The organism is Plantactinospora sp. A48 (genome assembly GCF_055793945.1).
Genome location: NZ_JBTIXF010000019.1, coordinates 70,844 through 93,462 on the forward strand (window position 1 = coordinate 70,844; position 22,619 = coordinate 93,462).

The 22,619-nt window shown below is 70.8% G+C and carries 21 protein-coding genes; 11 read left to right on the forward strand and 10 right to left on the reverse strand.

From position 1 onward, the window contains the following. The first annotated feature begins 7 nt into the window (after positions 1–7). Positions 8–1,105, forward strand: coding sequence for an Ig-like domain-containing protein (locus tag ACXN5W_RS13080; RefSeq protein ID WP_473158504.1), 1,098 nt, complete (start codon positions 8–10; stop codon positions 1,103–1,105). A gap of 18 nt (positions 1,106–1,123) precedes the next feature. Here the strand turns inward: ACXN5W_RS13080 and ACXN5W_RS13085 are convergent, their stop codons facing one another. Both ACXN5W_RS13085 and ACXN5W_RS13090 read right to left on the reverse strand, forming a co-directional pair. Next, positions 1,124–2,953, reverse strand: coding sequence for a 3-hydroxyacyl-CoA dehydrogenase family protein (locus tag ACXN5W_RS13085; protein WP_473158505.1), 1,830 nt, complete (start codon positions 2,951–2,953; stop codon positions 1,124–1,126). Positions 2,954–3,168: 215 nt separating this feature from the next. Next, positions 3,169–3,783 carry an FHA domain-containing protein gene (locus ACXN5W_RS13090; RefSeq protein ID WP_473158506.1) on the reverse strand — a complete coding sequence of 205 codons (615 nt, stop codon included), beginning with the start codon at positions 3,781–3,783 and terminating at the stop codon, positions 3,169–3,171. Between the two features lie 306 nt (positions 3,784–4,089). Here ACXN5W_RS13090 and ACXN5W_RS13095 point away from each other — a divergent pair, with 306 nt between their 5' ends. Together ACXN5W_RS13095 and ACXN5W_RS13100 are read left to right on the forward strand one after the other, a co-directional pair. Then, on the forward strand, positions 4,090–5,586 hold the full coding sequence (locus ACXN5W_RS13095; RefSeq protein ID WP_473158507.1) for an aldehyde dehydrogenase family protein: 1,497 nt from the start codon (positions 4,090–4,092) through the stop codon (positions 5,584–5,586). Between the two features lie 179 nt (positions 5,587–5,765). Further along, positions 5,766–6,452, forward strand: coding sequence for a class I SAM-dependent methyltransferase (locus ACXN5W_RS13100; RefSeq protein WP_473158508.1), 687 nt, complete (start codon positions 5,766–5,768; stop codon positions 6,450–6,452). A 335-nt stretch (positions 6,453–6,787) separates the two neighbouring features. Here ACXN5W_RS13100 and ACXN5W_RS13105 read toward each other — a convergent pair whose 3' ends face one another. Both ACXN5W_RS13105 and nucS read right to left on the reverse strand, forming a co-directional pair. Continuing rightward, the gene (locus ACXN5W_RS13105) at positions 6,788–7,651 is read right to left on the reverse strand and encodes an alpha/beta hydrolase (protein ID WP_473158509.1); all 864 of its coding nucleotides are present in this window, start codon (positions 7,649–7,651) and stop codon (positions 6,788–6,790) included. A gap of 284 nt (positions 7,652–7,935) precedes the next feature. Then, complete coding sequence (gene nucS, locus ACXN5W_RS13110; RefSeq protein ID WP_473158510.1) at positions 7,936–8,595, reverse strand: endonuclease NucS; 660 nt, start codon at positions 8,593–8,595, stop codon at positions 7,936–7,938. Positions 8,596–8,668: 73 nt separating this feature from the next. Here nucS and ACXN5W_RS13115 point away from each other — a divergent pair, with 73 nt between their 5' ends. Together ACXN5W_RS13115 and ACXN5W_RS13120 are read left to right on the forward strand one after the other, a co-directional pair. Further along, on the forward strand, positions 8,669–9,286 hold the full coding sequence (locus ACXN5W_RS13115; RefSeq protein ID WP_473158511.1) for a DUF4126 domain-containing protein: 618 nt from the start codon (positions 8,669–8,671) through the stop codon (positions 9,284–9,286). A 194-nt stretch (positions 9,287–9,480) separates the two neighbouring features. Then, positions 9,481–9,780 (forward strand): DUF1540 domain-containing protein, encoded by a 300-nt coding sequence (locus ACXN5W_RS13120; protein WP_473158512.1) that lies wholly within the window; start codon positions 9,481–9,483, stop codon positions 9,778–9,780. 77 nt (positions 9,781–9,857) lie between these two features. Here ACXN5W_RS13120 and ACXN5W_RS13125 read toward each other — a convergent pair whose 3' ends face one another. After that, entirely contained in the window at positions 9,858–11,879 is a 2,022-nt protein-coding gene (locus tag ACXN5W_RS13125; protein WP_473158513.1) for a protein meaA, read from the reverse strand. Between the two features lie 395 nt (positions 11,880–12,274). On the opposite strand from ACXN5W_RS13125, the gene ACXN5W_RS13130 reads away from it, so the two are divergent. Continuing rightward, complete coding sequence (locus ACXN5W_RS13130; RefSeq protein ID WP_473158514.1) at positions 12,275–13,177, forward strand: ABC transporter ATP-binding protein; 903 nt, start codon at positions 12,275–12,277, stop codon at positions 13,175–13,177. Then, positions 13,174–14,022 (forward strand): ABC transporter permease, encoded by an 849-nt coding sequence (locus ACXN5W_RS13135; protein ID WP_473158515.1) that lies wholly within the window; start codon positions 13,174–13,176, stop codon positions 14,020–14,022. The genes ACXN5W_RS13130 and ACXN5W_RS13135 overlap by 4 nt, the downstream gene beginning before the upstream one ends. 80 nt (positions 14,023–14,102) lie before the next feature. Here ACXN5W_RS13135 and ACXN5W_RS13140 read toward each other — a convergent pair whose 3' ends face one another. Continuing rightward, positions 14,103–15,212: a hypothetical protein gene (locus ACXN5W_RS13140; RefSeq protein ID WP_473158516.1), complete on the reverse strand. Its 1,110-nt coding sequence runs from the start codon at positions 15,210–15,212 to the stop codon at positions 14,103–14,105. Between the two features lie 542 nt (positions 15,213–15,754). Between ACXN5W_RS13140 and ACXN5W_RS13145 the strand changes: the two genes are divergently transcribed. Next, a complete protein-coding gene (locus tag ACXN5W_RS13145; protein ID WP_473158517.1) occupies positions 15,755–16,735 on the forward strand; it encodes a class I SAM-dependent methyltransferase in 981 nt (326 codons plus the stop codon). Positions 16,736–17,270: 535 nt separating this feature from the next. On the opposite strand, the gene ACXN5W_RS13150 is transcribed toward ACXN5W_RS13145, so the two are convergent. Further along, positions 17,271–18,119, reverse strand: coding sequence for a 3-hydroxyacyl-CoA dehydrogenase family protein (locus ACXN5W_RS13150; RefSeq protein ID WP_473158518.1), 849 nt, complete (start codon positions 18,117–18,119; stop codon positions 17,271–17,273). Positions 18,120–18,226: 107 nt separating this feature from the next. Next, the gene (gene murA / locus ACXN5W_RS13155) at positions 18,227–19,771 is read right to left on the reverse strand and encodes a UDP-N-acetylglucosamine 1-carboxyvinyltransferase (RefSeq protein WP_473158519.1); all 1,545 of its coding nucleotides are present in this window, start codon (positions 19,769–19,771) and stop codon (positions 18,227–18,229) included. 98 nt (positions 19,772–19,869) lie between these two features. Between murA and ACXN5W_RS13160 the strand changes: the two genes are divergently transcribed. Together ACXN5W_RS13160 and ACXN5W_RS13165 are read left to right on the forward strand one after the other, a co-directional pair. Continuing rightward, entirely contained in the window at positions 19,870–20,442 is a 573-nt protein-coding gene (locus ACXN5W_RS13160; RefSeq protein WP_473158520.1) for a cob(I)yrinic acid a,c-diamide adenosyltransferase, read from the forward strand. Between the two features lie 26 nt (positions 20,443–20,468). Then, positions 20,469–20,906, forward strand: coding sequence for a VOC family protein (locus tag ACXN5W_RS13165; protein ID WP_473158530.1), 438 nt, complete (start codon positions 20,469–20,471; stop codon positions 20,904–20,906). A gap of 94 nt (positions 20,907–21,000) precedes the next feature. Here ACXN5W_RS13165 and ACXN5W_RS13170 read toward each other — a convergent pair whose 3' ends face one another. Next, positions 21,001–21,195 (reverse strand): DUF397 domain-containing protein, encoded by a 195-nt coding sequence (locus ACXN5W_RS13170; RefSeq protein WP_473158531.1) that lies wholly within the window; start codon positions 21,193–21,195, stop codon positions 21,001–21,003. After that, positions 21,192–21,992 (reverse strand): helix-turn-helix domain-containing protein, encoded by an 801-nt coding sequence (locus ACXN5W_RS13175; RefSeq protein WP_473158521.1) that lies wholly within the window; start codon positions 21,990–21,992, stop codon positions 21,192–21,194. Before ACXN5W_RS13175 ends, ACXN5W_RS13170 begins: the two co-directional genes overlap by 4 nt. Before the next feature lie 364 nt (positions 21,993–22,356). Between ACXN5W_RS13175 and ACXN5W_RS13180 the strand changes: the two genes are divergently transcribed. Further along, on the forward strand, positions 22,357–22,599 hold the full coding sequence (locus ACXN5W_RS13180) for a hypothetical protein (RefSeq protein WP_473158522.1): 243 nt from the start codon (positions 22,357–22,359) through the stop codon (positions 22,597–22,599). Positions 22,600–22,619: the final 20 nt, after the last annotated feature.

Sequence of the window (22,619 nt, forward strand, 5' to 3'; positions counted from 1 at the left end):
GGCGGCCATGCGCGCAGGAGGCGCCGTCGGCGCGGCGGCCAGGGCTCTGCTCGGCACGGCCGTGACCGGCCTCCTGGTCCTGACGCTGTCCGCGGCGCCGGCCCGGGCCGGTGGGCGCGACGACGCGATCAGGGGCGACTTCGACGGCGACGGTGTCAGCGACACCGCCACCCTCGGCTCGACGGCCGGGGTCTCGGTCGACTGCCGGATCACCGTTTCGACAGCCGTCGGGTCCACCCGGACGTACCACTATCTGAACCTGGCCCCCGGCCAGTACTGCCCGGACCTGGGCACCGCGGCCCAGATCGACGGCAAGGGGGCCGACGAGATCGTCCTGGCCTGGTTCGCCGGCGCACCGCCGGGAATCGACCACGACCTGGTGACCCTGCGGCTGTTCAAGGTGGTCGGCACCGCGCGGGCGATCTGGCAGCCCTCCTTCCTGGGCAACGCCGACTTCAACGGCGACGGCCGGGGGGACGTGTACGAGTGGACCGACCAGGGCGAGGGCTATCAGACGTACCTCAGTACCGGCACCGGCACCTTCGTCCCCGGTCCCCAGCGGTTCGCCGCCCAGCCGACCCAACTGGTGGTCCGCGACCTCAACCACAACGCCGCCCAGGACACCCTGCTCAGCTACTTCGACAGCAGCGCCACCGGCGTGGTCGTGCTGTTGGACAGCGGCGCCACCCAGAGCCTGCAACGGGACGAGTCCGGTGAGACGGCCTGGACCAGTCAGGTGGTGAACGCGAATGGTGACCGGTTCCCCGACGTACTCACCACCGACCGCCGGACCGGCGCCCGACAGTATTTCGTCAACACCGGCACCGGCAGCTTCGTCCCGGCGCCCCGGGCGGTCCCCGACCGGGTCACGGCGAAACGCACCGGCTCGACCACCATCTCGGTGCTGGCCAACGACTACATCGGACCGGAGACCCGGGTGACCATCAGTACCGCCCCGACGCACGGCACAGCCCGGGTGACCTCCTCCGGTGCCATCGGCTACACGCCGCGCGGCGGAGCGGGCCGTAACGACCGGCTCGTCTACCAGATCACCACGCAGGGCCGGACCAGCCGCGCCGCCGTCACCATCGGCCCCGCCGGCTGACCACCCTTCCTCACGCTGTCAGCGGTGGGTGTGGTCGCGGAAGCCCCGGCCGGTCTTGCGGCCGAGGTAGCCGGCCGTCACCAGGTGCTCCAGCAGCGGAGCGGGCGCGAACCCGGGCTCGCGCAACTCCAGGTACAGCTCGCGCTGGATGGCCAACGCGACGTCCAGACCCACCACGTCGAGCAGTTCGAACGGCCCCATCGGGTAGCCGCAGCCCAGCTTCATCGCGTGATCGATGTCGTCGGCGGTCGAGTACGACGCCTCCAGCATCCTCACCGCGTCGTTGAGGTACGGGAACAGCAGCGCGTTGACGACGAACCCGGACCGGTCCGCGCACACCACAGCCGTCTTGCCCAGCGTGGCGCAGATCCCCCGGGCGGTGGCGACGGTCTCGGCCGAGGTGCGGATCGTCCGCACCACCTCGACCAGCGGCATCACCGGGGCGGGGTTGAAGAAGTGCAGGCCCACCACGTCGGCCGGTCGCTGGGTGGCCATCGCGATGTCCACCACCGGCAGCGAGGAGGTGGTGGTCGCCAGCACCACGCCCGGCTTGCAGATCTCGTCGAGGCTGGCGAAGAGCGCCTTCTTCACGCTCAACTCCTCGACCACGGCCTCCACCACCAGATCCGTGTCGGCCAGGTGGTCGAGCGTGGCCGACCAGGTGATCCGGCCCAGCGCGGCGTCCCGGTCGGCCTCGGCGAGCCGGCCCCGGACCACGCCCTTGTTGAGCGAGGTCTTCACCGCCTCGCAGACCGCCGCCGACTTCTCCGCGCCCCGGGTCACCGAGATCACCTCGTACCCGGCTCGGGCGAAGACCTCGATGATGCCGGTGGCCATGGTGCCCGCCCCCACGACACCGACCTTGGTGACGGCGCGGCCGGGCGCTGCGGCGGCGCCGTGCCCGACCCTGGTGGCGGTGCCGTCGGCCGCCGCGGCCTCCGTCGGGGCCGGGGTCTGGTCGTCCGGTACGACCTTCGGCGATCCCGGCCGCTCGTAGGTGTAGAAGCCGCGCCCGGACTTGCGACCCAACAGGCCCGCCGTGACCATCTGCTTGATCAGCGGTACGGGGGCGTGCCGGCGATCCCGGCCACCGCGCCGGTACATGGTGTCCAGGATCTCGTACGCGGTGTCCACGCCGATCAGGTCCATCAGCGCGAGCGGGCCCATCGGCAGTCCGCAGCCGAGCTTCATGGCCGCGTCGATGTCCTCCCGGCTGGCGTACCGGGCCTCGTACATCGCCACGGCGTGGTTGAGATAGCCGAACAGCAGCGCGTTGGCGATGAACCCGGCGCGGTCGGTGATGGTCACGTCGACCTTGCCGAGCCGCGCGCACAACGCCTCGACGTCGGCCACCACCTCGGGCGCGGTGACCACGGTGCGGACCACCTCGACCAGCTTCATCACCGGTGCCGGGTTGAAGAAGTGGATCCCGATGACCTGGTTCGGCCGGGAGGTGGCCACCGAGATTTCGGTGACGCTCAGCGATGAGGTGTTGGTGGCCAGAATGGCGTCCGGCTTGCAGACCCGGTCCAGCTCGCCGAAGATCCGCTGCTTGAGGTCGAGGTGCTCGGGGACCGCCTCGACGACCAGGTCCACCGCCTCCAGCGCGGGCAGGCCGACCGCGAACCGGACCCGGGACATCAGCGCGTCCCGGTCCTCGGCCGAGAGCTTGCCCCTGGCCACGGCCCGGTCGCACGAGCCGGTGAGGGTGACCCGCCCCCGCTCCAGGGCAGCCTCCGACACCTCCACGGCGAGTACGTCGATCCCGCTGCGCGCGAACACCTCGACGATGCCGGCGCCCATCGTGCCCAGTCCGACGACCCCGACGCTGGCGAACTCGCGAGCCACGGCCGACCTCCCACTCAAGTCGGGACGGCCGGTGAACGGCCGCTAAGGTTATGCGCGCGAGTCTGCCATGTGACACTCCGTTGTCGAGGTGCGGTGGGTTATCTCACCGCGACCGCCGGCCGCCCTCCGGCCCGGTCGTCCTCAGATCCGGTCGTCCTCAGATCCGGCCGCCCTCAGACCCGGCCGCCCTCAGACCCGGCCGCCCTCAGATCCGGTCAGCCCAGGATCTGGTGCGCGACCGCCAACCCGCCGACCAGCGCCGCGCAACCGGCGATCAGGACGGCGACCCGGGTGCCGGTGACCCGGACGGCCTGGTCCAACTCCTGGGTCGGCGCCACCAGCGCCCCGAGCGCCCCGCCGGACAGCCCCCGGCGGGAGTTGTCGGGCAGCTCCCCGGGCGACCCGTCGGACCGCGCCCCGAACGACCCGTCGGACCGCGCCCCGAGCGACGCGCCGACACCGGGCAGTGATCGGGCCGGCAGGAACAGCGGCGTTCCGACCGGATCGGTGGTGGCCATCGCGGGGTCGAAGAACCGCAGCCGCAGGTGACCCATCCGGAGCCGGTCGCCGTCCCGCAGCACCGTGGGCCCGGTGATCCGCTCGTCGTTTCGCCAGGTGCCGTTGGTGGAGCCGAGATCGGTCAACACCACCTCGCCGTCGGCGACGGTCACCCGGGCGTGCTCCCGGCTGACCTTCGGATCCTCCAGCGACAGGTCTGCGTCCTCACCACGGCCCAGCAACCAGCTGCCCGACCGCAGCCGGAAGCTGACGCCCTGCCACCCACCGCTGATCACCGTCAACACCGGCAACAGGTCAGGTTCGTTGCTCATGCGATCACATCCCGTCATCGGTGCCCGCACCACCGACTCGTTGCCAGCCTGCCAACGATCGGCCGCCTTCTCTACCGGCTCCTAGGACGGACTTTCTCCACCCGGTAGGCGATCCCCGCATCCGGCGAACCGGCGTCGACAAACATGAAACTCCGAGGTGAACACCGGTGGAATCCCTCCCCAGCACCCGCAAAATCGACTCCCGACGAACCGCAAAATCCACGGCGGGCGAGCCGCAAAATCCACGACCGCAACCCCGACACCAACCCCCTACCGACGGGTAACGGCCGGGACTACACTCCCGCCATGACGGCAGTGCGGACCCCCGGCGTACCGGTGATCGAGAACGGCGAGCTGGTGTCGACGAACCCGGCCACCGGGGCATTGGCCGGACGTTTCCCGGTGGCGGGGACGGCCGACATCGCCGCCACGGTCGGGCGGGCCCGGACCGCGGCCGGCTGGTGGGCCGGGCTGGGCTTCGCCGACCGGAAGGCCGGACTGCTGCGCTGGCGGTCGCTGCTGGCGAACCGGATCGACGAACTGGCCGAACTGTGCCACCTGGAGGGGGGCAAACCGGTCGCCGACGCCGTGGTCGAAATCATCTCGGCCATCGAACACGTCGACTGGGCCGCCCGGAACGCCCACCGGGTGCTCGGCCCCCGCCGGGTCCGGTCCCGACTGATGGTCGCGGAGTTCTCCGGATATCTGGAGTACCAGCCGTACGGCGTGGTGGGCGTGATCGGACCGTGGAACTATCCGGTCCTCACCCCGATGGGTTCGATCGCGTACGCGCTCGCCGCCGGCAACGCCGTGGTACACAAGCCCAGCGAGTACACCCCGGCCGTCGGACAGTGGCTGGCGGACTCGTTCGCCGAGGCCGTGCCCGACCAGCCCGTACTCCAGGTGGTGCACGGACTCGGCGCGGTGGGCGCCGAGTTGTGCCGGTCCGGGGTCGGCAAGGTCGCCTTCACCGGCTCGACCGCCACCGCCAAGAAGGTGATGGCGGCCTGCGCGGAGACGCTGACCCCGGTGCTGCTGGAGGCCGGCGGCAAGGACGCGATGATCGTCGACGCGGACGCCGACCTGGACGCCGCGGCCGAGGCGTGCGTCTGGGGTGCGTTCACCAACGCCGGCCAGACCTGCATCGGGATCGAACGGGTCTACGCGGTCGAATCGGTGTACGACGGCTTCCTGGACCGGGTCGTGGCCAAGGCCAGCCGGCTCACCGTGGGCGACGACGGCACGGACCTCGGCCCGATCACCATGCCGGCCCAGCTCGACACGATCCGCCGGCACATCGAGGACGCCGTGTCCCGGGGCGGACGCGCCGTGCTGGGCGGACCCGACGCGGTACGACCGCCGTACGTGCATCCGACAGTGCTGGTCGACGTACCGGAGGACTCGGCGGCGGTCCGGGAGGAGACGTTCGGGCCGACGCTCACGGTACGCAAGGTCCGGGACGCGGACGAGGCCGTCGCCCTGGCCAACGCCCTGCCGTACGGGCTGGGTGGCTCGGTGTTCGGCCGGCGGCGCGCGGTGGCGATCGCCCGACGGCTGCGCTCGGGCATGGCGGCCGTCAACTCGACCCTGACCTTCGTCGGGATGTCCACGCTGCCGTTCGGTGGCGTGGGCGACTCCGGGTTCGGCCGCATCCACGGCGACGACGGGCTGCGGGAATTCGGCCGGGCCAAGGCGATAAGCCGGCGTCGCGGCCCGTCGCTGCTGCCCGCCATGACCTTCGAGCGGACCCCCGCCCAGGTCGCCCGGATCGCCGCGATAGTCAAGCGGCTGTACGGCCGGTGACCGGCGGCCCTTCGCATCGGCGGCCCGGCGGACCCGCAGCTCGTCGCATCGGCGGCTCAGGGGACCTGGCGGCCCGGCAGACCGGCGACCTGGGGCCAGTGCCGCAATAGGTGAGCTATTCCGTCAAATCATGCATGTCGGTATACCGGCGTGGTCGGGGTTACATTACCCTGCGTTGAATGGACCTGCACTCACTGCGATTCCGCCTGGTCGACGGCGCCAACTCCTGGGGAGCGCGGCACCGTGACCGGCGGGCGGGCTGGCTGGTCCGCTGCTTTCCCGACCTCGACCAGATGTCGGTACTCGACCTGGGCGGCCGGGTGGACAGTTGGCGACGCGCGCCCGTCCGCCCCAAACGGCTGCACCTGATCAATCTCGAACCGGCCGGCGGACCCGTACCGGACTGGGCCGAGGTGGACCAGGCGGACGCCTGCGACCTGCCACCACACCTCGCCGTACGCCGGTACGATCTCGTCTTCTCGAACTCCGTACTGGAGCATGTCGGCGGCCACGAACGGCGGCTGCGGTTCGCGGAGACCGTACACACCCTCGCGGACGCGCACTGGATCCAGACGCCGTACCGGTATTTTCCCGTCGAGCCACACTGGATCGTCCCCGGCATGCAGTTCCTGCCGGTGCCGGTCCGGGTCGCGCTCGCCCGCCGCTGGCCGCTGGGCCACACCCCGGCCCGGGAGCGGAGCAACGCCGTCCACGACGTGCTCTGGACCGAGTTGGTCGGCCACGCCCAGATGCGGCACTACTTCCCGCGCTCGCGGATCCTGGTGGAACGGCTGGCCGGGCTGCCCAAGTCACTCATCGCCGTCCGCGGCGCCGCCACCACCGCCCGACCCGCTGTCACCGCCTGACCCGCCACCACCCCTGGCCAGCCGCCACCCGCGTCACCCGACTGACCCGCCGCCACCCGACTGACCCGCCGCCACCCGGCCGACCCGCCGTCCCCCGACTGACCCGCCGCCACCCGGCACTGTCGGCCGGCGCGGCGATCCCATTCGGATCTTGGAATTCCGCTCCCCCTGGAGAGGTAGCGAAATTCCAAGATCTGCGTCGGTCGTGGTCAGTCGGCCCGCGTTGGTCGCGGGCAGTCGGCCCGCGTCGGTCGCAGTTACCGTCAGTTGGCCGGCGTTGGTCGTGGTCAGTCGGTCCGCGTTGGTCGTGGTCAGTTGGCCGGTGTTGGTCGTGGTCAGTCGGCCAGGACCAGGTGCGGTGAGGTGGCCTCGATGGCCCACTCCAGCGCGTAGTCGGCCACCTCTTCCCAGCCGGGCTGTCCCAGCGTGAAGTGTGACCGGCCAGGGAACTCGTGGAACCCGGTCACCGCCGTGGACTTGCGGTGCCGCTTGGCCACCGCCCGGGTGGTCGAGGCGGGCGCCACGTGGTCGACGCCGCCCGCCAGCAGCAGCAACGGGGCCCGCCCGTTGTTCCCGAAGTCCACCTTGAGCGGACTGTGCCGCTCCAGGTTGGCGAGCGCGCCGCCGAACAACACTCCACCCGAACCGGGTACGGCGTACCTGTCGTACGCCGCACGCGAGCCGGACTCGTCCAGCGTGTTGGTGAAGGTGTAGTGGAACTGCTCGGGCGTCACCGGTACGGCCCGGTGCCGGTTCGCCGGGCTGCGCAGGATCGGGAAGGCGGACCGGAGCGTACTGACCGGCAGTCGCGCGACCCCGCGCACGGACGCCGGGTCGATGGCCACACCGGCGGCGCCCAGCCCGCGGTCCAGCAGTACCTGGACGAACGCCCCGCCGAATGAGTGGCCCATCAGGATCGGTGGCCGGTCCAACTCGCGGATCAGCCGGTCGTAGTGGTCGATCACGCGGTTCGCGGTCAACTCGGCGATCGGCGCCGGATCTCGCCGCAACTCTTCGACCTCGGCCTCCATCCCGGGCCAGGCCGGGGTGAGCACCCGGAAACCGGCCCGGGAGTACCGGTCGGCCCAGTTCTCCCAACTGCGCGGAGTCATCCAGAGGCCGTGGATGAGCATGATGGTGTCGGCTGTGGACCGTCGCGCTTCGGGCATCGGTGAGTTGGCCGTCGGCGAGCTGGCCATGGCGTCCTCCCTGAGCAAACCGTCGTTGAGTCATCGAGCCGTCGAGCCCCTCGATGCGTCGAGCCGTCAAGGCATCGAGCCGCCGAGCGTCGAGCCGTCAGGGCGTTAAGAAGGGGCCCTTCCTATACGAAATGCGATAACAGGGGGCCCTTCCTTTCGGGCAGCGGCAGGGTCGCCCACCGTCTACCCGAACCGTCGGAGCGCATGCCGCTGAGCGCCGGGCAGATACCGACAAAGGCCCAGTGAACACCCCAAAAGACAACCAGGGTGATCCGGAGGTGGGGTCAGAAGAGGGTGAGTTCGTCGCGCTCGATGCCGCGCAGCCGGTCGTAGTTCACGACGACGCAGCGGATCCCCCGGTCCCGGGCCAGCACCCGGGCCTGTGGCTTGATCTCCTGGGCGGCGAACACCCCGGCCACGGGGGCGAGCAGCGGATCGCGGTTGAGCAGTTCGAGGTACCGGGTGAGCTGCTCGACCCCGTCGATCTCGCCCCGCCGCTTCACCTCGACCGCAACGGTGCCCGCCGAACCGTCCCGGCACAGTAGATCGACCGGTCCGATCGCGGTCATGTACTCGCGCCGGATCAGGGTGAAACCCTCGCCCAACGTCTCGGGGTTCGCCGCCAGCAACTCCTGCAGGTGCGCCTCGACGCCGTCCTTACGCAGGCCGGGGTCGACCCCCAGCTCGTACGACGTGTCCTGGAAGACCTCTTCCAGGGCGATCCGCAACTCCTCGCCGGCCTTGTTGACCACGCGCCAGACGCCGGGCGCCTCTTCGAGCCGGCACGGCGGGCTCATCCAGTTCAGCGGCTTGTACGCCCGATCGTCGGCATGGATGGAGACCGATCCGTCGGCCTTCACCATCAGCAGTCGGGTGGCCGGCGGCAGATGCGCCGAGAGCCGTCCGACATAGTCCACCGAGCACCGCGCTATCACCAACCGCACCCCAGCAGGGTAGTCGAGCCTCCCGGCCGGCCGCCGACGGGCGGGACTGGCGCGTCGGTGCCATCCTGGATTCGTGCTCGAAGCCCTCACCGGTACCGGCCTGGCCGCCTCGGCCGGACTCAACGCCTACATCCCGCTGCTCCTGATGGGACTGCTGTCCCGGTACACCGATCTGATCGACCTGCCGGGCGGCTGGCAGTGGCTCGGCAACGGCTGGGTCATCGCGATCCTGGCCGCGCTGCTCGCGGTCGAGGTGGTGGCCGACAAGGTACCCGTGGTGGACCACGTCAACGACATCGTGCAGACGGTGGTGCGGCCCACGGCCGGCGGACTGGCGTTCGGGGCCGGCTCCGAGTCGCAGACCGTGACCGTGAGCGACCCCGGCCAGTTCTTCGGCTCGAAACAGTGGGTACCGATCGCGGTGGGCGTGCTGATCGCGTTCGGGGTACACGGTGTCAAGGCCGCGGCCCGACCGGTGATCAACGCGACCACCGCCGGCGTCGGGGCCCCGGTGGCCAGCACCGCCGAGGACTTCACGAGCATCGTGATGTCGCTGGTGGCGATCGTCCTGCCGATACTCGTACTGGTCTTCCTGGTTGCCATGGTGGCCTTCGTCGTGTGGTTGCTGCGCCGACGCCGCGATCGCCGCCGGGAACGCCTGGCCGCCCGCGCCGCCGGCTACCGGGTCTGACCCGACTCCCGCGCGGCGGCGCGGGTCTGACTCGGCCCCGCTGGGCGACGGCGACCGGCACAGCGACGCCCCCGGGTGGCCGTCGCCCGCCGGAGACGTCATCCTCTGGACGCCAGTCCGGTCAGATTCGGCATAAACCCCGCAAAACACTCATACCATGGAGGTACGAGCTACGACGGGTGGAGGTCGGCGGGATGGCAAGGGAATCCGAGATGCCGCGGGTGCGCGACTGTGCCGTCCGCAGCTGCGCCTACAACCAGCAGGGCTGTCACGCCTTCGCCATCACGGTGGGCAGCAGCGACCGGGCACACTGCGAGACCTACGCCGACCTGCCGACCAAGGGCGGGATCGGTGCGACAGCCCAGGTCGGGGCCTGCAAGCGGGACGACTGCGAACACAACGAGGGGCTGGTCTGCCGCGCATCGGAGATCACCATCGGCCCCGACCTGGACGCCGCCGACTGCCTGACGTACGCGCCGGTGCAGCTGGTCTGACTCCCCCGTCGAACCTGCTGGCGGGGTCAGGCCAGGCCGCGGATCAGGGCAGGCCGCGGGTCAGGCCAGGCCGCGGGTCAGGCCAGGCCGTTGGCCTCGCGGACCACTGTCACCAGCTCGTCGACGATGCCGCTGAGCGCGAAATCCCTGGGCGTGAACACCTGGGCCACGCCGGCCGCCCGCAACTGGGCGGCGTCGCCGGCCGGGATGATCCCGCCGACCACCACCGGCAGGTCCGACCGGCCGGCCGCGCGCAGCCCGGACAACACCGCCGGTACGGCCGCCAGGTGCGATCCGGACAGCACGGAGAGCCCGACCAGATCCACGTCCTCCTGCACCGCCGCCGCCACGATCTGCGCCGGGGTCAGCCGGATCCCCTGGTAGATCACCTCGAAGCCGGCGTCCCGGGCGCGTACGGCGATCTGTTCGGCGCCGTTGGAGTGCCCGTCCAGCCCCGGCTTGCCGACCAGCAGGCGCAGCTTGCCGGCGCCCAACTCGGCAGCGGTCCGGGCGGCCCGGTCACGGACCTCGGCGAGCGACCGGTCGGCGACCGGCGAACGGTCCACGGCGCTCCCGCCGGCCGCGCCCAGCCCGGTTGGCGCCCGGTACTCGCCGAACACCTCGCGCAGGGCACCGGCCCACTCGCCGGTGGTCACCCCGGCGCGCACGCAGGCCAGGGTGGCGTCCATCAGGTTGGCGTCCGTACCGGCCTCGGCGCGCAACCGGGCCAGCGCCGCCGACACCGCGTCCGGATCCCGACCGGCCCGCCAGTCCCGTACGGCCGCCACGGCCGCCGCCTCCACCGCCGGATCGACCCGCTCGACCGCCTCGGCGCCGGCCTCGGTCAGCGGTGACGGCTCGGTCTCGACGAACCTGTTGACCCCGACGACCACGTCGGCGCCGGACTCCAGCCGGCCGCGCCGCCGGGCCAGTGAGGCCACCAGAGCGCTCTTGAGGTAACCGGACTCGACGGCGGCGACCACGCCACCCAGCTTCAGGATCCGGTCCAGCTCGTCCCGGGCCCCGGTCACGAGGTCGGCGACGAGCGCGCCGACCACGTGCGAGCCGTCGAACAGGTCGGGATATTCCAGCAGGTCCGACTCGTACGCGAGGACCTGCTGGATGCGCAGCGACCACTGCTGGTCCCAGGGTCGGGGCAGGCCCAGCGCCTCGTTCCAGGCCGGTAGCTGCACGGCACGGGCGCGGGCGTCCCGGGAGAGCGTCACGCCCAACATCTCCAGCACGATGCGCTGGACGTTGTTCTCCGGTTGCGCCTCGGTCAGACCCAGCGAGTTGACCTGCACCCCGTAGCGGAACCGCCGGGCCGTCGGGTCGCTGACCCCGTAGCGGGTCGCGGTGATCTCGTCCCACAGCGCGACGAAGGCCCGCATCTTCGCCAGTTCCTCGACGAACCGCACCCCGGCGTTGACGAAGAAGGAGACCCGCCGCACCACCTCGCCGATCCGCTCCGCCGGCACCTGCCCGGAGTCCCGTACCGCGTCCAGCACCGCGACCGCGGTGGCCAGGGCGAAGCCGACCTCCTGCACGGGCGTGGCGCCGGCCTCCTGGAGGTGGTACGAGCAGATGTTGACCGGGTTCCACCGGGGCGCGTTCACCACGGTCCACGCGATGGTGTCGGTGGTCAGCCGCAGCGACGGCGCGGGCGGGAAGATGTACGTCCCCCGGGACAGGTACTCCTTGATGATGTCGTTCTGGGTCGTGCCGGCCAAGGCCCGCGGGGCGGCGCCCTGTTCCTCGGCGGCCACCACGTACAGGGCGAGCAGCCACATGGCTGTCGCGTTGATCGTCATCGAGGTGTTGGCCTCGGCCAGCGGGATCTGGTCGAACAGCGCCCGCATGTCGCCCAGGTGCGAGATCGGCACCCCGACCCGGCCCACCTCGCCGGCCGCCAGTTCGTGGTCGGGGTCGTACCCGGTCTGGGTGGGCAGGTCGAAGGCCACCGAGAGGCCGGTCTGCCCCTTGGCCAGGTTGCGCCGGAACAGCGCGTTGGTCGCGGCGGCCGAGGAGTGCCCGGCGTACGTCCGCATCACCCACGGGCGGTCCCGCTCGGGCAACCGGCCGGCGCTCGTGTCGTCCATTGCCGGAGTCTAAGTTACCGACGAGTCACATGAGCCGGTGAAAAACCGCACAGCAGGCCCACGGTCGGCGGATGGACCGTCCGGAAACCGACCGGGACGGATCGGCGACTGCCGCCCGCCGTCGTACGGCGGAATCTGTAGTCAACGCGGTGGTCGCCGCGGCAGTGCCGGCGGCAGCACCAGCGGTGGTGGTGCGGGCAGTGCCGGCGGCAGCACCAGCGGTGGTGGTGCGGCGGGCGCGACGCGGCGACCACCGCGCTCCCGGCCCAGGCGTTCGGGAAGCGCGCCGGGGCGGGGCCGCCGGCGAAGGGGAAGGCGGCGGGACCCACGGGAGGGGGGGTGACGGGGGCCCCCCCTCCCGGCGCCCGGCGGCGGCCGGGACGCATAGTTGGGGCATGGACAGCGAAGTCGCCATCGACGTACGCGGCCTGCGCAAGTCGTACGGCGGAACCGTCGCGGTGGACGGCCTCGACCTGGAGGTTCACCGGGGCGAGGTGTTCGCCCTGCTCGGGCCGAACGGTGCCGGCAAGACCACCACGGTGGAGATCCTGGAGGGCTACCGGCGGCGCGACGCCGGAGACGTCCGGGTGCTCGGCGTCGACCCGGAATCCACCCTCCGGCCGCCACGCGGCTCACGGACCCGTTCCGCGCGCACCGCCCCGACCCCCACCGCGCACTGGCGCTCCAGGGTGGGCATCGTGCTCCAGGGCACCGGCGAGTTCGACGAGCTGACCGTCCGCGAGGTGGTCGAGCACTTCGCCGGCTTCTACCCGGACGCGGACGACCCGGACAGGGTGATCGAGCGGGTGGGGCTGACCGGCAAGGCCCGGGCGCGTACCCACTCGCTGTCCGGCGGGCAACGGCGGCGGCTGGACGTGGCGCTCGGCATCATCGGTCGACCCGAACTGCTGTTCCTGGACGAGCCCACCACCGGCTTCGACCCGGAGGCCCGGCGGGAGTTCTGGGAGTTGATCCGCGACCTCTCGGCCGCCGGCACCACGATCGTGCTCACCACCCACTACCTGGACGAGGCGGAGAACCTCGCCGACCGGGTGGGGGTGATCGCGGGCGGACAGTTGATCGAGGTGGCGCCGCCGAGCCGGCTCGGCAACCGGCAGGAGGCGCTGGCCACCGTCTCCTGGCGTACCCCGGAAGGTGGCTGGGAGCGGGCGGAGAGCGCGACGCCGACGGCGCTGGTGGCGGAGCTGGCCACGCGGTTCGGCGGCGAGGTCCCCGGGCTGACCGTCACCCGCCCCACACTGGAGGACGTCTACCTGCGGATGATCGGACACCGATGAGCACGACCACGGACACGGTCCGGACCGCGACCCCGACCTCGGCGAACCGCCGGATCGGTCCAGCCGGTCTGGCACTGCGGCAGGGCAGGCTCGAACTGCGGCAGTTCCTGCGCAGCCGGGAATCGGTGGTCTTCACGCTGGGCTTCCCGATCATCATGATCCTGATCTTCGCGTCGATCTTCGACGGGCAGATCGCGCCGGGGGTGAGGTTCACCCAGTACTTCGTCACCGGGATGATCGCGAGCGGGCTGATGACCGTCAGCTTCCAGAACCTCGGCATCTGGATCCCGATCGAACGGGACCGTGGCGTGCTCAAGCGGCTGCGTGGCACCCCCATGCCGAAATGGGTGTACTTCGCCGGCAAGATCATCATGGTGGTCGTCATCGGCGTCGCCGAGACGGCGCTGCTGCTGGCCGCCTCGGCGGGGCTGTTCGGTCTGTCGCTGCCGACCGAGGTCGGGCGGTGGCTGACGTTCGCCTGGGTCGCCGTGCTCGGCGTCACCGCCTGCACCCTGTGCGGCATCGCCATCTCGTCGCTGGCCCGGACCGCCCGCAGCGGTTCGGCCGTGGTCACCCCGGTGACGCTGGTACTCCAGTTCATCTCCGGGGTGTTCTTCGTCTTCACCGATCTCCCCCGCTGGATGCAGCAGGTCGCCGCGCTCTTTCCGCTCAAGTGGATGTGCCAGGGGCTGCGCGCTGTCTTCCTGCCGGACACGTTCGCCGCCCGGGAACCGGCCGGCTCGTTCGAACTGGGCCGGGTGGCGCTGGTGCTGGCCGCCTGGTGCGTCATCGGCCTGGTGCTCTGCCTGCTCACCTTCCGCTGGACCACCAAGCGCGACGGCTGACCGCGCGCCGGGACTCCCGCCGGCGAGGGCTGGCACGCGGTACGCGCCAACCCCCGCCCGGACCGGTCGGAGCGGATCGATCAGGATGCGCAGTGTCGCGGCCCCTCCGCGACGAGAGCGGCCAGCGGACAGACCGTCACGATCGGGTAGTACGGCCCCATGATCTCCGCGGCGGTCTCCGCGGGACTGTCCTTCGGCACGTTCTGCACGGCCTCCGCGAACCCCTCCGTCGGCAGCAGGTTCCGGAGCAGGACCAGGTGCGGCGCCGTCGGGTACGTGGTGGAGAACGGCAGGAAGGTGGCTGTCCCCACGGACTCGATTGTCGACCGCTGCGCCTCCGTGCCGATGACGTAGGCGTAGTTGCCCCGCCAGTCGAGTTGGGCCTCGTCGTCGTACCGGCATCCATAGCTCGGCGGCCCCTCGGGGAACCGGTTGATCACCACCGGCTTGGCCTGGCCGCCCAGGTTTGTGCAGAGCGACCAGTAGCGGACGTCGGTGCGCTTCGCCGGCCAGACACTCGGATGGGTGCCGGATGCGGCCCGGGGCCCCCGGCCACGGATCACGATCACCCGATCCGCGCCCGGTGGGGTGAGCCAGGCGCCCAGATAGGCGTTGTCCGGGTTCGGGGCCAGGTTGTCCACCTCCGACGTACGCATGAAGAGCTTGGCGCCGACATCGGCCGGACCGGGGCGACCGGGTCGATCGGGGTGATCCGGTCGATCAGGGCGATCCGGTTGGTCGGGACGGTCCGGTCGATCGGCGAGGGGCTCCGGGGTATTGGCGGCGAGTCCGGAGGAGCAGGTGGACAGGGTCTTCGACACCCCGTTCTGGATCAGCGTCACGGTCGGCAGGACCACTGTCGAGTCGCCGCCGGTGGGCAGATACACCCGGAAGATCACTGATGCCTTCGCGCCGGGCAGGGCGTCCTCGCGGGACTGCGGCAGCTTGTTGAGCTCGTCCGCGTCCGTGGTCAGCTCCGGGCTGATCGTGATGGTGAACCGGCCACCCGGCTGCCCGACGACCTGCCACGGATTGGCATTGCCCACGTCGGGCGTGATGCGGTAGTCGGGAACGTTGGAACTGACTCCGCCACTGACGAAGGGGGCGGGCTTTTCGTCGTAGACGCTGAAGGATGAGTAGCGGGCGTCCGGGAAGACCCCGGAGAGTCGAATCTTCAGGCCGGGTGTCACCGGATAGACGGTCGACCAGTAGGTGGCGGCGGAGTCCGGCCAATAGGCATTTAGGCCAGTCACCCCGTATTTCGACGACCATGCACATTCGGGCATAGTTACGGGCGCGGCGGCTGGACCCTGGGCGGCAGCGGGGGTAGCTGCCATGGATACAGCCATTGTGACCACCGAAATCGTCGCCAAGATCGGTCGACAGACGCTCGGCGTCGCCCTTCCCGGAGCGGGGAATGTCATAACGGAATTTGACCACGGCGATATGTCGGCTGAGTTACAAGAGAATGCAGTCGGCTTTCCGTCACGCGGCCGGCGGGATTTGGAAACTCCATCCAGAGAACGATCAGGGTCGGCGCCTTCGGCGTAAATCTAGAAAATTGCGGAGACAAGACTGGATCGACGGATTTCGGCACAACGCCGATAGGCTGACTGGTCGCGTAACTGATGGCAGATCAATTGCGCGCTTTCTGCGGGTGCGGGCATATCGGGGTGGTCGCCCCGAGGGCCGGGAGAAGGTGCCCGGCACCGGGCGACTACCGTCGCTCAGCATGGAAGCTGGGCAGCCGAGCCGGACGGCGTTCGCGGCGGCGTGGTACCGGGCCGCGCACCAGGTGGTCGACGGCGGAGGCGTCTTCGCCGACCCGCTGGCCGTGCGGATCTTCGGCGCGCAGCCGGCCGAACTGGCCGAGCAGTGGGCGGCCAGTTCGTTGAGCCGTCAGGTGCGGGGGCGGTTCATCGCGGCGCGCAGCCGGTTCGCCGAGGACTCGCTGGCGGCGGCGGTCACCGCCGGAACCCGCCAGCTCGTGGTGCTCGGCGCCGGCCTCGACACCTTCGCCTACCGCAACCCGCACGCCGCCGCCGGGCTGCGGGTCTTCGAGGTGGATCATCCAGCCACCCAGGAGTGGAAACGGCGGCGGCTGGCCGAAACGGGCATCACCCCGCCGCCGTCGCTCAGCTTCGTCCCGGTCGACTTCGAACGGGATCTCCTCGCCGATCAACTCGGCGCGGCCGGGTTCGACCCGTACCGTCCGGCCTTCTTCACCTGGCTCGGCGTGGTGCCGTACCTCACCCGCGTGGCCGCCCTGGCCACCCTCCGGTACGTCGGGAGCCTGCCGGGCGGCGCCACAGTGGTCTTCGACTACTCCGACCCGCCGTCGACACTGCCGCCCGAGCACCGACGGTCGCACGAGGAGAGCAGCCGGCGAGTCGCCGCGATCGGTGAGCCGTGGCAGTGCTACTTCACCGCCCAGGAGATCAGCGAGGAACTCGGACAGCTCGGCTTCACCGAGATCACGGACCTGGCACCGATCGACATCGCCACCCGGTACTTCCTCCCGGGCGCTGCCGATCCGACGCGACTCAAGGCCGGCGAGGTCGATCCGACGCAGCTCAAGGCTGGCGAGGTCGATCCGACGCAGCTCAAGGCCGGTGACCGGCCCGAGCACCCCACTGCACGCCGGACGGAGCTGGGACGCACCGGCGGTCACCTGATCCGGGCAGCCACCCGGATGGCGGCCACACCCGCCTGACCCACGCGGCCACACCCGCCTGACCCGCGCGGCCACACCCGTCTGATCCAGGCGGCCAACCTCGGCCGGTCTACGCGGCCATGCCCGGCTGGTCCGCCCGATGGTCCGGGCCCAGCGCGTTGTCCACAAGCCTGCGCCGGCTCACTGGCCCATCATCCGGATATCCGCTCACGGAAGGTGAGCACCGGCCGCCTCAGCCCACAGTACCTTCGCCGCCTTTGCAATGCTTCCCCCCAAGCGACAGGCACAGCGCGTAACCCCCACTGCGACCCGAAGGAAACCGGCAATCAGCATCACCGCAGCCTGGCATCGGTGTCGCCTGGAGGGAAGCATTGCAAAGCGAAGAGCAGTGCGATGGACGAACCTCTCGGGTCGTTACCGAGTGTGATTGACCTGACGCCCACCAACATTGTCACCCACAGTAACCCGACGGCCAACGGCCAACGGACGACGGACGACGGACGACGGACGACGGACGACGGACGACGCCGTCTCACCGACCCGGCGTGCGTTCCTGGGCGTCGCCCTGACGGGGTCAGTACGAGTAGAAACCCTTGCCGGTCTTGCGGCCGAGGTCGCCCGCCGTGACCATCCGCTGGAGCAGTTCGGGCGGGAAGAACTTCTCGTCACCGGTGTCGGTGTAGATGTTCTTCGTGGCGTGCAGCAGCACGTCCGCCCCGGTCAGGTCGGTCGTGGCCAGCGGGCCCATGGCGTGCCCGAAGCCCAGCTTGCAGGCGGTGTCCAGATCCTCCGGCGAGATCACGCCGGACTCCACCAGTTTGACCGCCTCGACCACCAGCGCGGCGATCAGCCGGGTGGTGACGAAGCCGGCGATGTCCCGGTTGACCACGACCACGGTCTTGCCGATCTCCTCGGCGAACGTGCGGGCGGTGGCCAGCGTCTCGTCACTGGTCTTGTAGCCACGGACCAGCTCGCAGAGCTTCATCATCGGCACCGGCGAGAAGAAGTGCGTTCCCACCACCGACTCCGGCCGCTGGGTCACGGCGGCGATCTGGGTCACCGGGATGGCCGAGGTGTTGGTGGCGAGCACCGCGCCGGGCTTGCAGATCTGGTCCAGCGCCCGGAAGACCTCTTGCTTCACGTCCAGCCGCTCGAAGACGGCCTCGACCACCACGTCGGCGTCGGCCGCGGCCTCCAGGTCGGTCGTCGGGGTGATCCGGTCGAGCGCGGCCGACACGTCGGCGGCGTCGATCGTGCCCTTGGCCGCGAACTTCTCCAGCGACTTCCGGATCCCGTCGATCCCCCGGGCGGTGGCCGAGTCATCCAGGTCGCGCAGTGTGACCTGCCAGCCGGCCTGGGCCGCCACCTGGGCGATCCCGGAACCCATCAGACCCGCACCGATGACCACCAGCCGACCCGCCATCTGCTCTCTCCCTCACCGTACGGACTGCCCTCACCGCACCTTAGCCGGCCGCCCTGAACGAACCTTCAGCCACCCGCAGGGCTGGGAACGCGAGACGGTCGGGCGGGTCAGAAGGCGAAGGCGGGTTCTTCGGGGGCCAGGGCGCGTTCGACAGTCACCCCGAGGCAGCGCAGGTCGGAGACGAAGTCGGGATAACCCCGGTCGATGTGGTGGATGTGCGAGACCTCGGTGATGCCGTCCGCGCAGAGTCCGGCGATCACCAGCCCGGCTCCCGCCCGGATGTCGGTGGCCCGCACCGGCGCACCGGACAACCGCTCCCGACCGCGCACCACGGCGTGGTGCCCGTCGGTCCGGATCTCCGCCCCCAACCGGGCCATCTCGTTCACGAACATGAACCGCCCGTCGAAGATGTTCTCGGTGATCAGCGACGCCCCCTCGCTGACCGAGGCCAGCCCGATCGCCATCGGCAACAGGTCGGTCGCGAAGCCCGGGAAGGGCAGCGTCACCACGTCCACCGCGGACGGCCGGCGGTCCATCCGGACCCGGAACGCGGCGTCCCGGCTCTCCACCAGACCACCGGCCGAGACGACCTTGTCCAGGGCGATCTCCAGGTACTCCGGGCTCACCCCGGTGACCGTGACGTCCCCCCGGGTCATCGCGGCGGCGAACGCCCAGGTGCCGGCGACGATCCGGTCCCCCACGCAGGCGTGCCGGACCGGTCGCAGCGCGTCGACGCCCTCGATTCGCAAGGTCGAGGTGCCGGCGCCGGTGATCTGGGCGCCCATCCCGATCAGCATCATGCAGATGTCGACGATCTCCGGTTCCCGGGCGGCGTTGTCGATCACCGTGACGCCGTCGGCCAGCACCGCGGCCATGACCAGGTTCTCGGTGGCCCCGACGCTCGGGAAGTCCAGCCAGATCGTGGCGCCGCGCAGCCCCTTGGGTGCCGAGGCCACCACGAAGCCGTGCTCGCCGGATATCTCGGCGCCCATCCGGGCCAACCCGGCCACGTGCATGTCCAGGCCACGGGAACCGATCGCGTCGCCACCGGGGTGGGCGACCCGGACGTACCCGCGACGGGCCAGCAACGGGCCGAGTACGGCGATCGACGCGCGCAGCCGGCGTACCAGGTCGTAGTCGGCCTCCGTACCGGGGGCGTCCGGGACATCGATGGTGACCGAGCGGGACCGGGGCGGTCCGACCGGCGTCCCAGCACTGGCCGGGCCGGTTGCCGCGATCTCGCGGGCGGGCGACACCGCCACATCGCTGGCCGGCGTGACCGCCAGGTCGGCGGCCGGTGGGGTGTCGGCCGCCAGCTCGCCGGCCGGCGTGCCGGCCACCAGGCCGCCGGCCGGGACCGCCAGGCCGCTGGACAGGGTGCCGGCCACCAGGGTGCCGGCCACCAGGCCGCCGGCCGGTACGTCCGCCGCCGGGTCGTCGTCGCCGAAGGTCACGTCGCAGCCGAGCCGGCGGAGCACCTCGCCCATGATCGCGATATCGGTGATCCGGGGCACATTTGTGATCACGGTACGCCCGGGGGCCAGCAACGCCGCCGCCATCAGTTTGAGCGCCGAGTTCTTGGCGCCCACGACATGTACCTCGCCGTCCAGCCGGGCACCGCCGCTGACCCTGATCACGTCCACGTCGGCCATCGTATGGTCACCTCCCGGGACTGGTCCGGTGCGGTTTACCACCGGTCGGACGGGACCGTGACACGACGAACGCCGCCGGGGTACGTAGGCTGCTTTCCATGGCGGTCCATCTCACACGCATTTACACCAGGACCGGCGACGCCGGCACGACCAGGCTGGTCAACAACGAGGAGGTCGCGAAGACCGACCCGAGGATCACCGCGTACGCCGATGTCGACGAGTGCAACGCGGCGATCGGCGTGGCGCTGGCCCTCGGGCAGCTCCCGGACGAGTTGCGCGCGACCCTCGGCACGATCCAGAACGACCTGTTCGATGTCGGCGCCGACCTCGGCAACCCGGTGGAGCCCGAGCCGGCGTACCCGCCGCTGCGGGTGACCGAGGAGTACGTGAACCGGCTTGAGGGTTGGTGCGACGAGTACAACGCGCGACTGGGCAAGCTGGACTCCTTCATCCTTCCCGGCGGCACCCCCGGCGCGGCGCTGCTGCACGTCGCCCGGACCATTGCCCGGCGGGCGGAACGGTCGGCGTGGGCGCTGATCGCCAGCGATCCGGACCGGACCAGCACCGTCCCGGCAAAGTATCTCAACCGCCTCTCGGATCTGCTGTTCATCCTGGCAAGAGCCGCCAACCCGAACGGTGATGTGTTATGGGTCCCGGGGGCCAACCGGTGACGGATGCCAGCGCTGCTCCGGCGGCCCTGGCGAGCCAGCCGGACACCCGGCCGGACGCTCCGGGCCAGACCACCCCGCGTGGACTGCACCATGTCGAGGTGTGGGTGCCCGATCTGGCCATGGCGATCACGGACTGGGGCTGGCTGCTGTCCGAGCTGGGCTGGGAGCAGTTCCAGGACTGGCCGGCCGGCCGCTCGTGGCGGAACGACGCGACGTACCTGGTGCTGGAATGCTCGCCCGCCCTCACGGGCTTCCGGCACGACCGGCGGACGCCGGGGCTGAACCACCTGGCCTTCCACGCCGGCCCACGGGCGTCGGTGGACCGCCTGGTGGCGGCGGCGCCGGACCACGGCTGGTCGCTGCTGTTCCCCGACCGGCATCCGCACGCCGGCGGGCCTGAGCACTACGCCGGCTACCTGGCCGACCGGCAGGGGTACGAGGTGGAGCTGGTCGCCGCGGACTGAACAGAGATCAATCACGCGGACTGGCCGGAGATCGAACCGGGCCCCCGGCGCGATGCCGAGGGCCCGTTCCGGGTCGCCGATCAGCGTCTCGGGATCAGCCCAGCGGGCCGATCTGCTTGGCGAGGTTCACGAAGCCCTGCCACGCCCCGGGGCCGAAGCTGAGCGTGCCGCCCGCGCGGTCCTTGGTGTCGCGCACGAACACCACGCCGGGCAGGTTGTCGCCGACCTCGACGCACGATCCGCCGTTGGGACCTGAGCGGGTCGACTTGTGCCACTTCACGCCGGTCAGGTCCATGTCTGCGCCGCCTTCTTGATCAGGTCGAGTGACTGCCTGCGCGGGAGAGCCTCACCCCTGATCGCCTCCCACCTGGCCTGGAGGGTGGCCAGATCATCGGGCCGGTTCACCACCTGCGCGCGAACCTGATGATCCAGGTGGGCGGTCATCGAGCCGTCGGGCAGCGTCGCGAGGATGAAGCCTCCCTGTAGGCCAGGGTAGGAGCCAGCGTCCTCCGGCACCACAAGGATTTGCACCTGCGGTAGCTCGGCGGCCTTGATCAGGTGTTCGAGCTGCTCGGTCATCGTGCCGGGGCATCCGTGGATCGACCGGCGCAGCACCATGACGTCGATCACCGCGATGAGCTGGACCGGCTGCTCCCGGGTCAGCAGTGCCTGTCGACCGAGCCGGGACGAGACCCGCCGCTCGATATCCTCGGCCGGCAACGGCTCGGTGCTCAGCGTCGCCCGGGCGTAAGCCTCGGTCTGGAGCACACCCGGCACATACGCCGGCTCGTACCAGCGGAGCTGGCGGGCCTCGCGCTCGATGTCGATCCACTCCCGCAACCAGGGCGGGGTGCTCTCCAGGTGCGACAGACCCCGCAGCAGCCGAACGAACAGCCCGCCCGTGCCGAGGGCCTCATCCACGGCCGCCAGATATTCGGGCCTCGGCTCCCGCTGGCCGGTCTCGATGCCCGAGATGTGCGAGCCCGAATAGTTGATGCGCTTGGCCAGGTCCTCCTGGCTGAGGCCGGCCCGGTTACGCGCCTCGCGCAGTTCCCGCGAGATGACTTCCCAGGTGGTTGTTCCCACGTCCCGCTCAGCTCCCCCCACGACGTCCGGCGTGTCGACCACGCCCCTCGTAGCGACGTGTCTGGCCTGCTCGGCGCCGCCCCCGGACGTCGACAGGTCTTTTCAAAGTAGCGGGACGATCACAGGCTGTTATTAACGAAATTCGCCCGGATCCGTCGGGCCGACGCCGCCGCATCGCGGTCGAGTTCTCGCGTCACGGCGCCCCGGCGGAGACCGGAAGCACCGAAGGAGGGCTGTGAGCGTGAGCGAACCAACCAGGGACCGCCGGAACCCTCACCCGGTCGGCCGGCGCGGCCCGCACCCAGTCGGCCGGCGTGGCCCGCACCCGGCCCAACGCCCTGAGCCGCGACCGCACGCCCCGCTGATGCCGATCTGGATCTGTGAGGCGGACGCCAGGCTGTGGCCCTGTCTGGAGGCGCGCAGGCTGCTCATCGCCCAGTTCCACGACGACCCGATGGGCCTGGTCGTCTTCATGTACGAGATGGCGACCGACGCCGCCCACGACTTCCACGCGCTGAGCGCCGAGACCATGCCCGGGGCCCGCACCCTTTACGAGCGCTTCGTCGCCTGGACCCCGGCCGCCCGGCTGGACGCAGCCGAGGGCTGAGAGGCACCTTCTCCTGGAGG

Excerpts from the sequence above, each read along its gene's own strand:
- ACXN5W_RS13080 (WP_473158504.1), top strand. The coding sequence starts at position 8 with ATGCGCGCAGGAGGCGCCGTCGGCGCGGCGGCCAGGGCTCTGCTCGGC.
- ACXN5W_RS13090 (WP_473158506.1), bottom strand. The coding sequence starts at position 3,783 with ATGAGCAACGAACCTGACCTGTTGCCGGTGTTGACGGTGATCAGCGGT.
- ACXN5W_RS13095 (WP_473158507.1), top strand. The coding sequence starts at position 4,090 with ATGACGGCAGTGCGGACCCCCGGCGTACCGGTGATCGAGAACGGCGAG.
- ACXN5W_RS13100 (WP_473158508.1), top strand. The coding sequence starts at position 5,766 with ATGGACCTGCACTCACTGCGATTCCGCCTGGTCGACGGCGCCAACTCC.
- ACXN5W_RS13105 (WP_473158509.1), bottom strand. The coding sequence starts at position 7,651 with ATGGCCAGCTCGCCGACGGCCAACTCACCGATGCCCGAAGCGCGACGG.
- ACXN5W_RS13120 (WP_473158512.1), top strand. The coding sequence starts at position 9,481 with ATGGCAAGGGAATCCGAGATGCCGCGGGTGCGCGACTGTGCCGTCCGC.
- ACXN5W_RS13125 (WP_473158513.1), bottom strand. The coding sequence starts at position 11,879 with ATGGACGACACGAGCGCCGGCCGGTTGCCCGAGCGGGACCGCCCGTGG.
- ACXN5W_RS13130 (WP_473158514.1), top strand. The coding sequence starts at position 12,275 with ATGGACAGCGAAGTCGCCATCGACGTACGCGGCCTGCGCAAGTCGTAC.
- ACXN5W_RS13135 (WP_473158515.1), top strand. The coding sequence starts at position 13,174 with ATGAGCACGACCACGGACACGGTCCGGACCGCGACCCCGACCTCGGCG.
- ACXN5W_RS13145 (WP_473158517.1), top strand. The coding sequence starts at position 15,755 with ATGGAAGCTGGGCAGCCGAGCCGGACGGCGTTCGCGGCGGCGTGGTAC.
- ACXN5W_RS13150 (WP_473158518.1), bottom strand. The coding sequence starts at position 18,119 with ATGGCGGGTCGGCTGGTGGTCATCGGTGCGGGTCTGATGGGTTCCGGG.
- murA (WP_473158519.1), bottom strand. The coding sequence starts at position 19,771 with ATGGCCGACGTGGACGTGATCAGGGTCAGCGGCGGTGCCCGGCTGGAC.
- ACXN5W_RS13160 (WP_473158520.1), top strand. The coding sequence starts at position 19,870 with ATGGCGGTCCATCTCACACGCATTTACACCAGGACCGGCGACGCCGGC.
- ACXN5W_RS13180 (WP_473158522.1), top strand. The coding sequence starts at position 22,357 with ATGCCGATCTGGATCTGTGAGGCGGACGCCAGGCTGTGGCCCTGTCTG.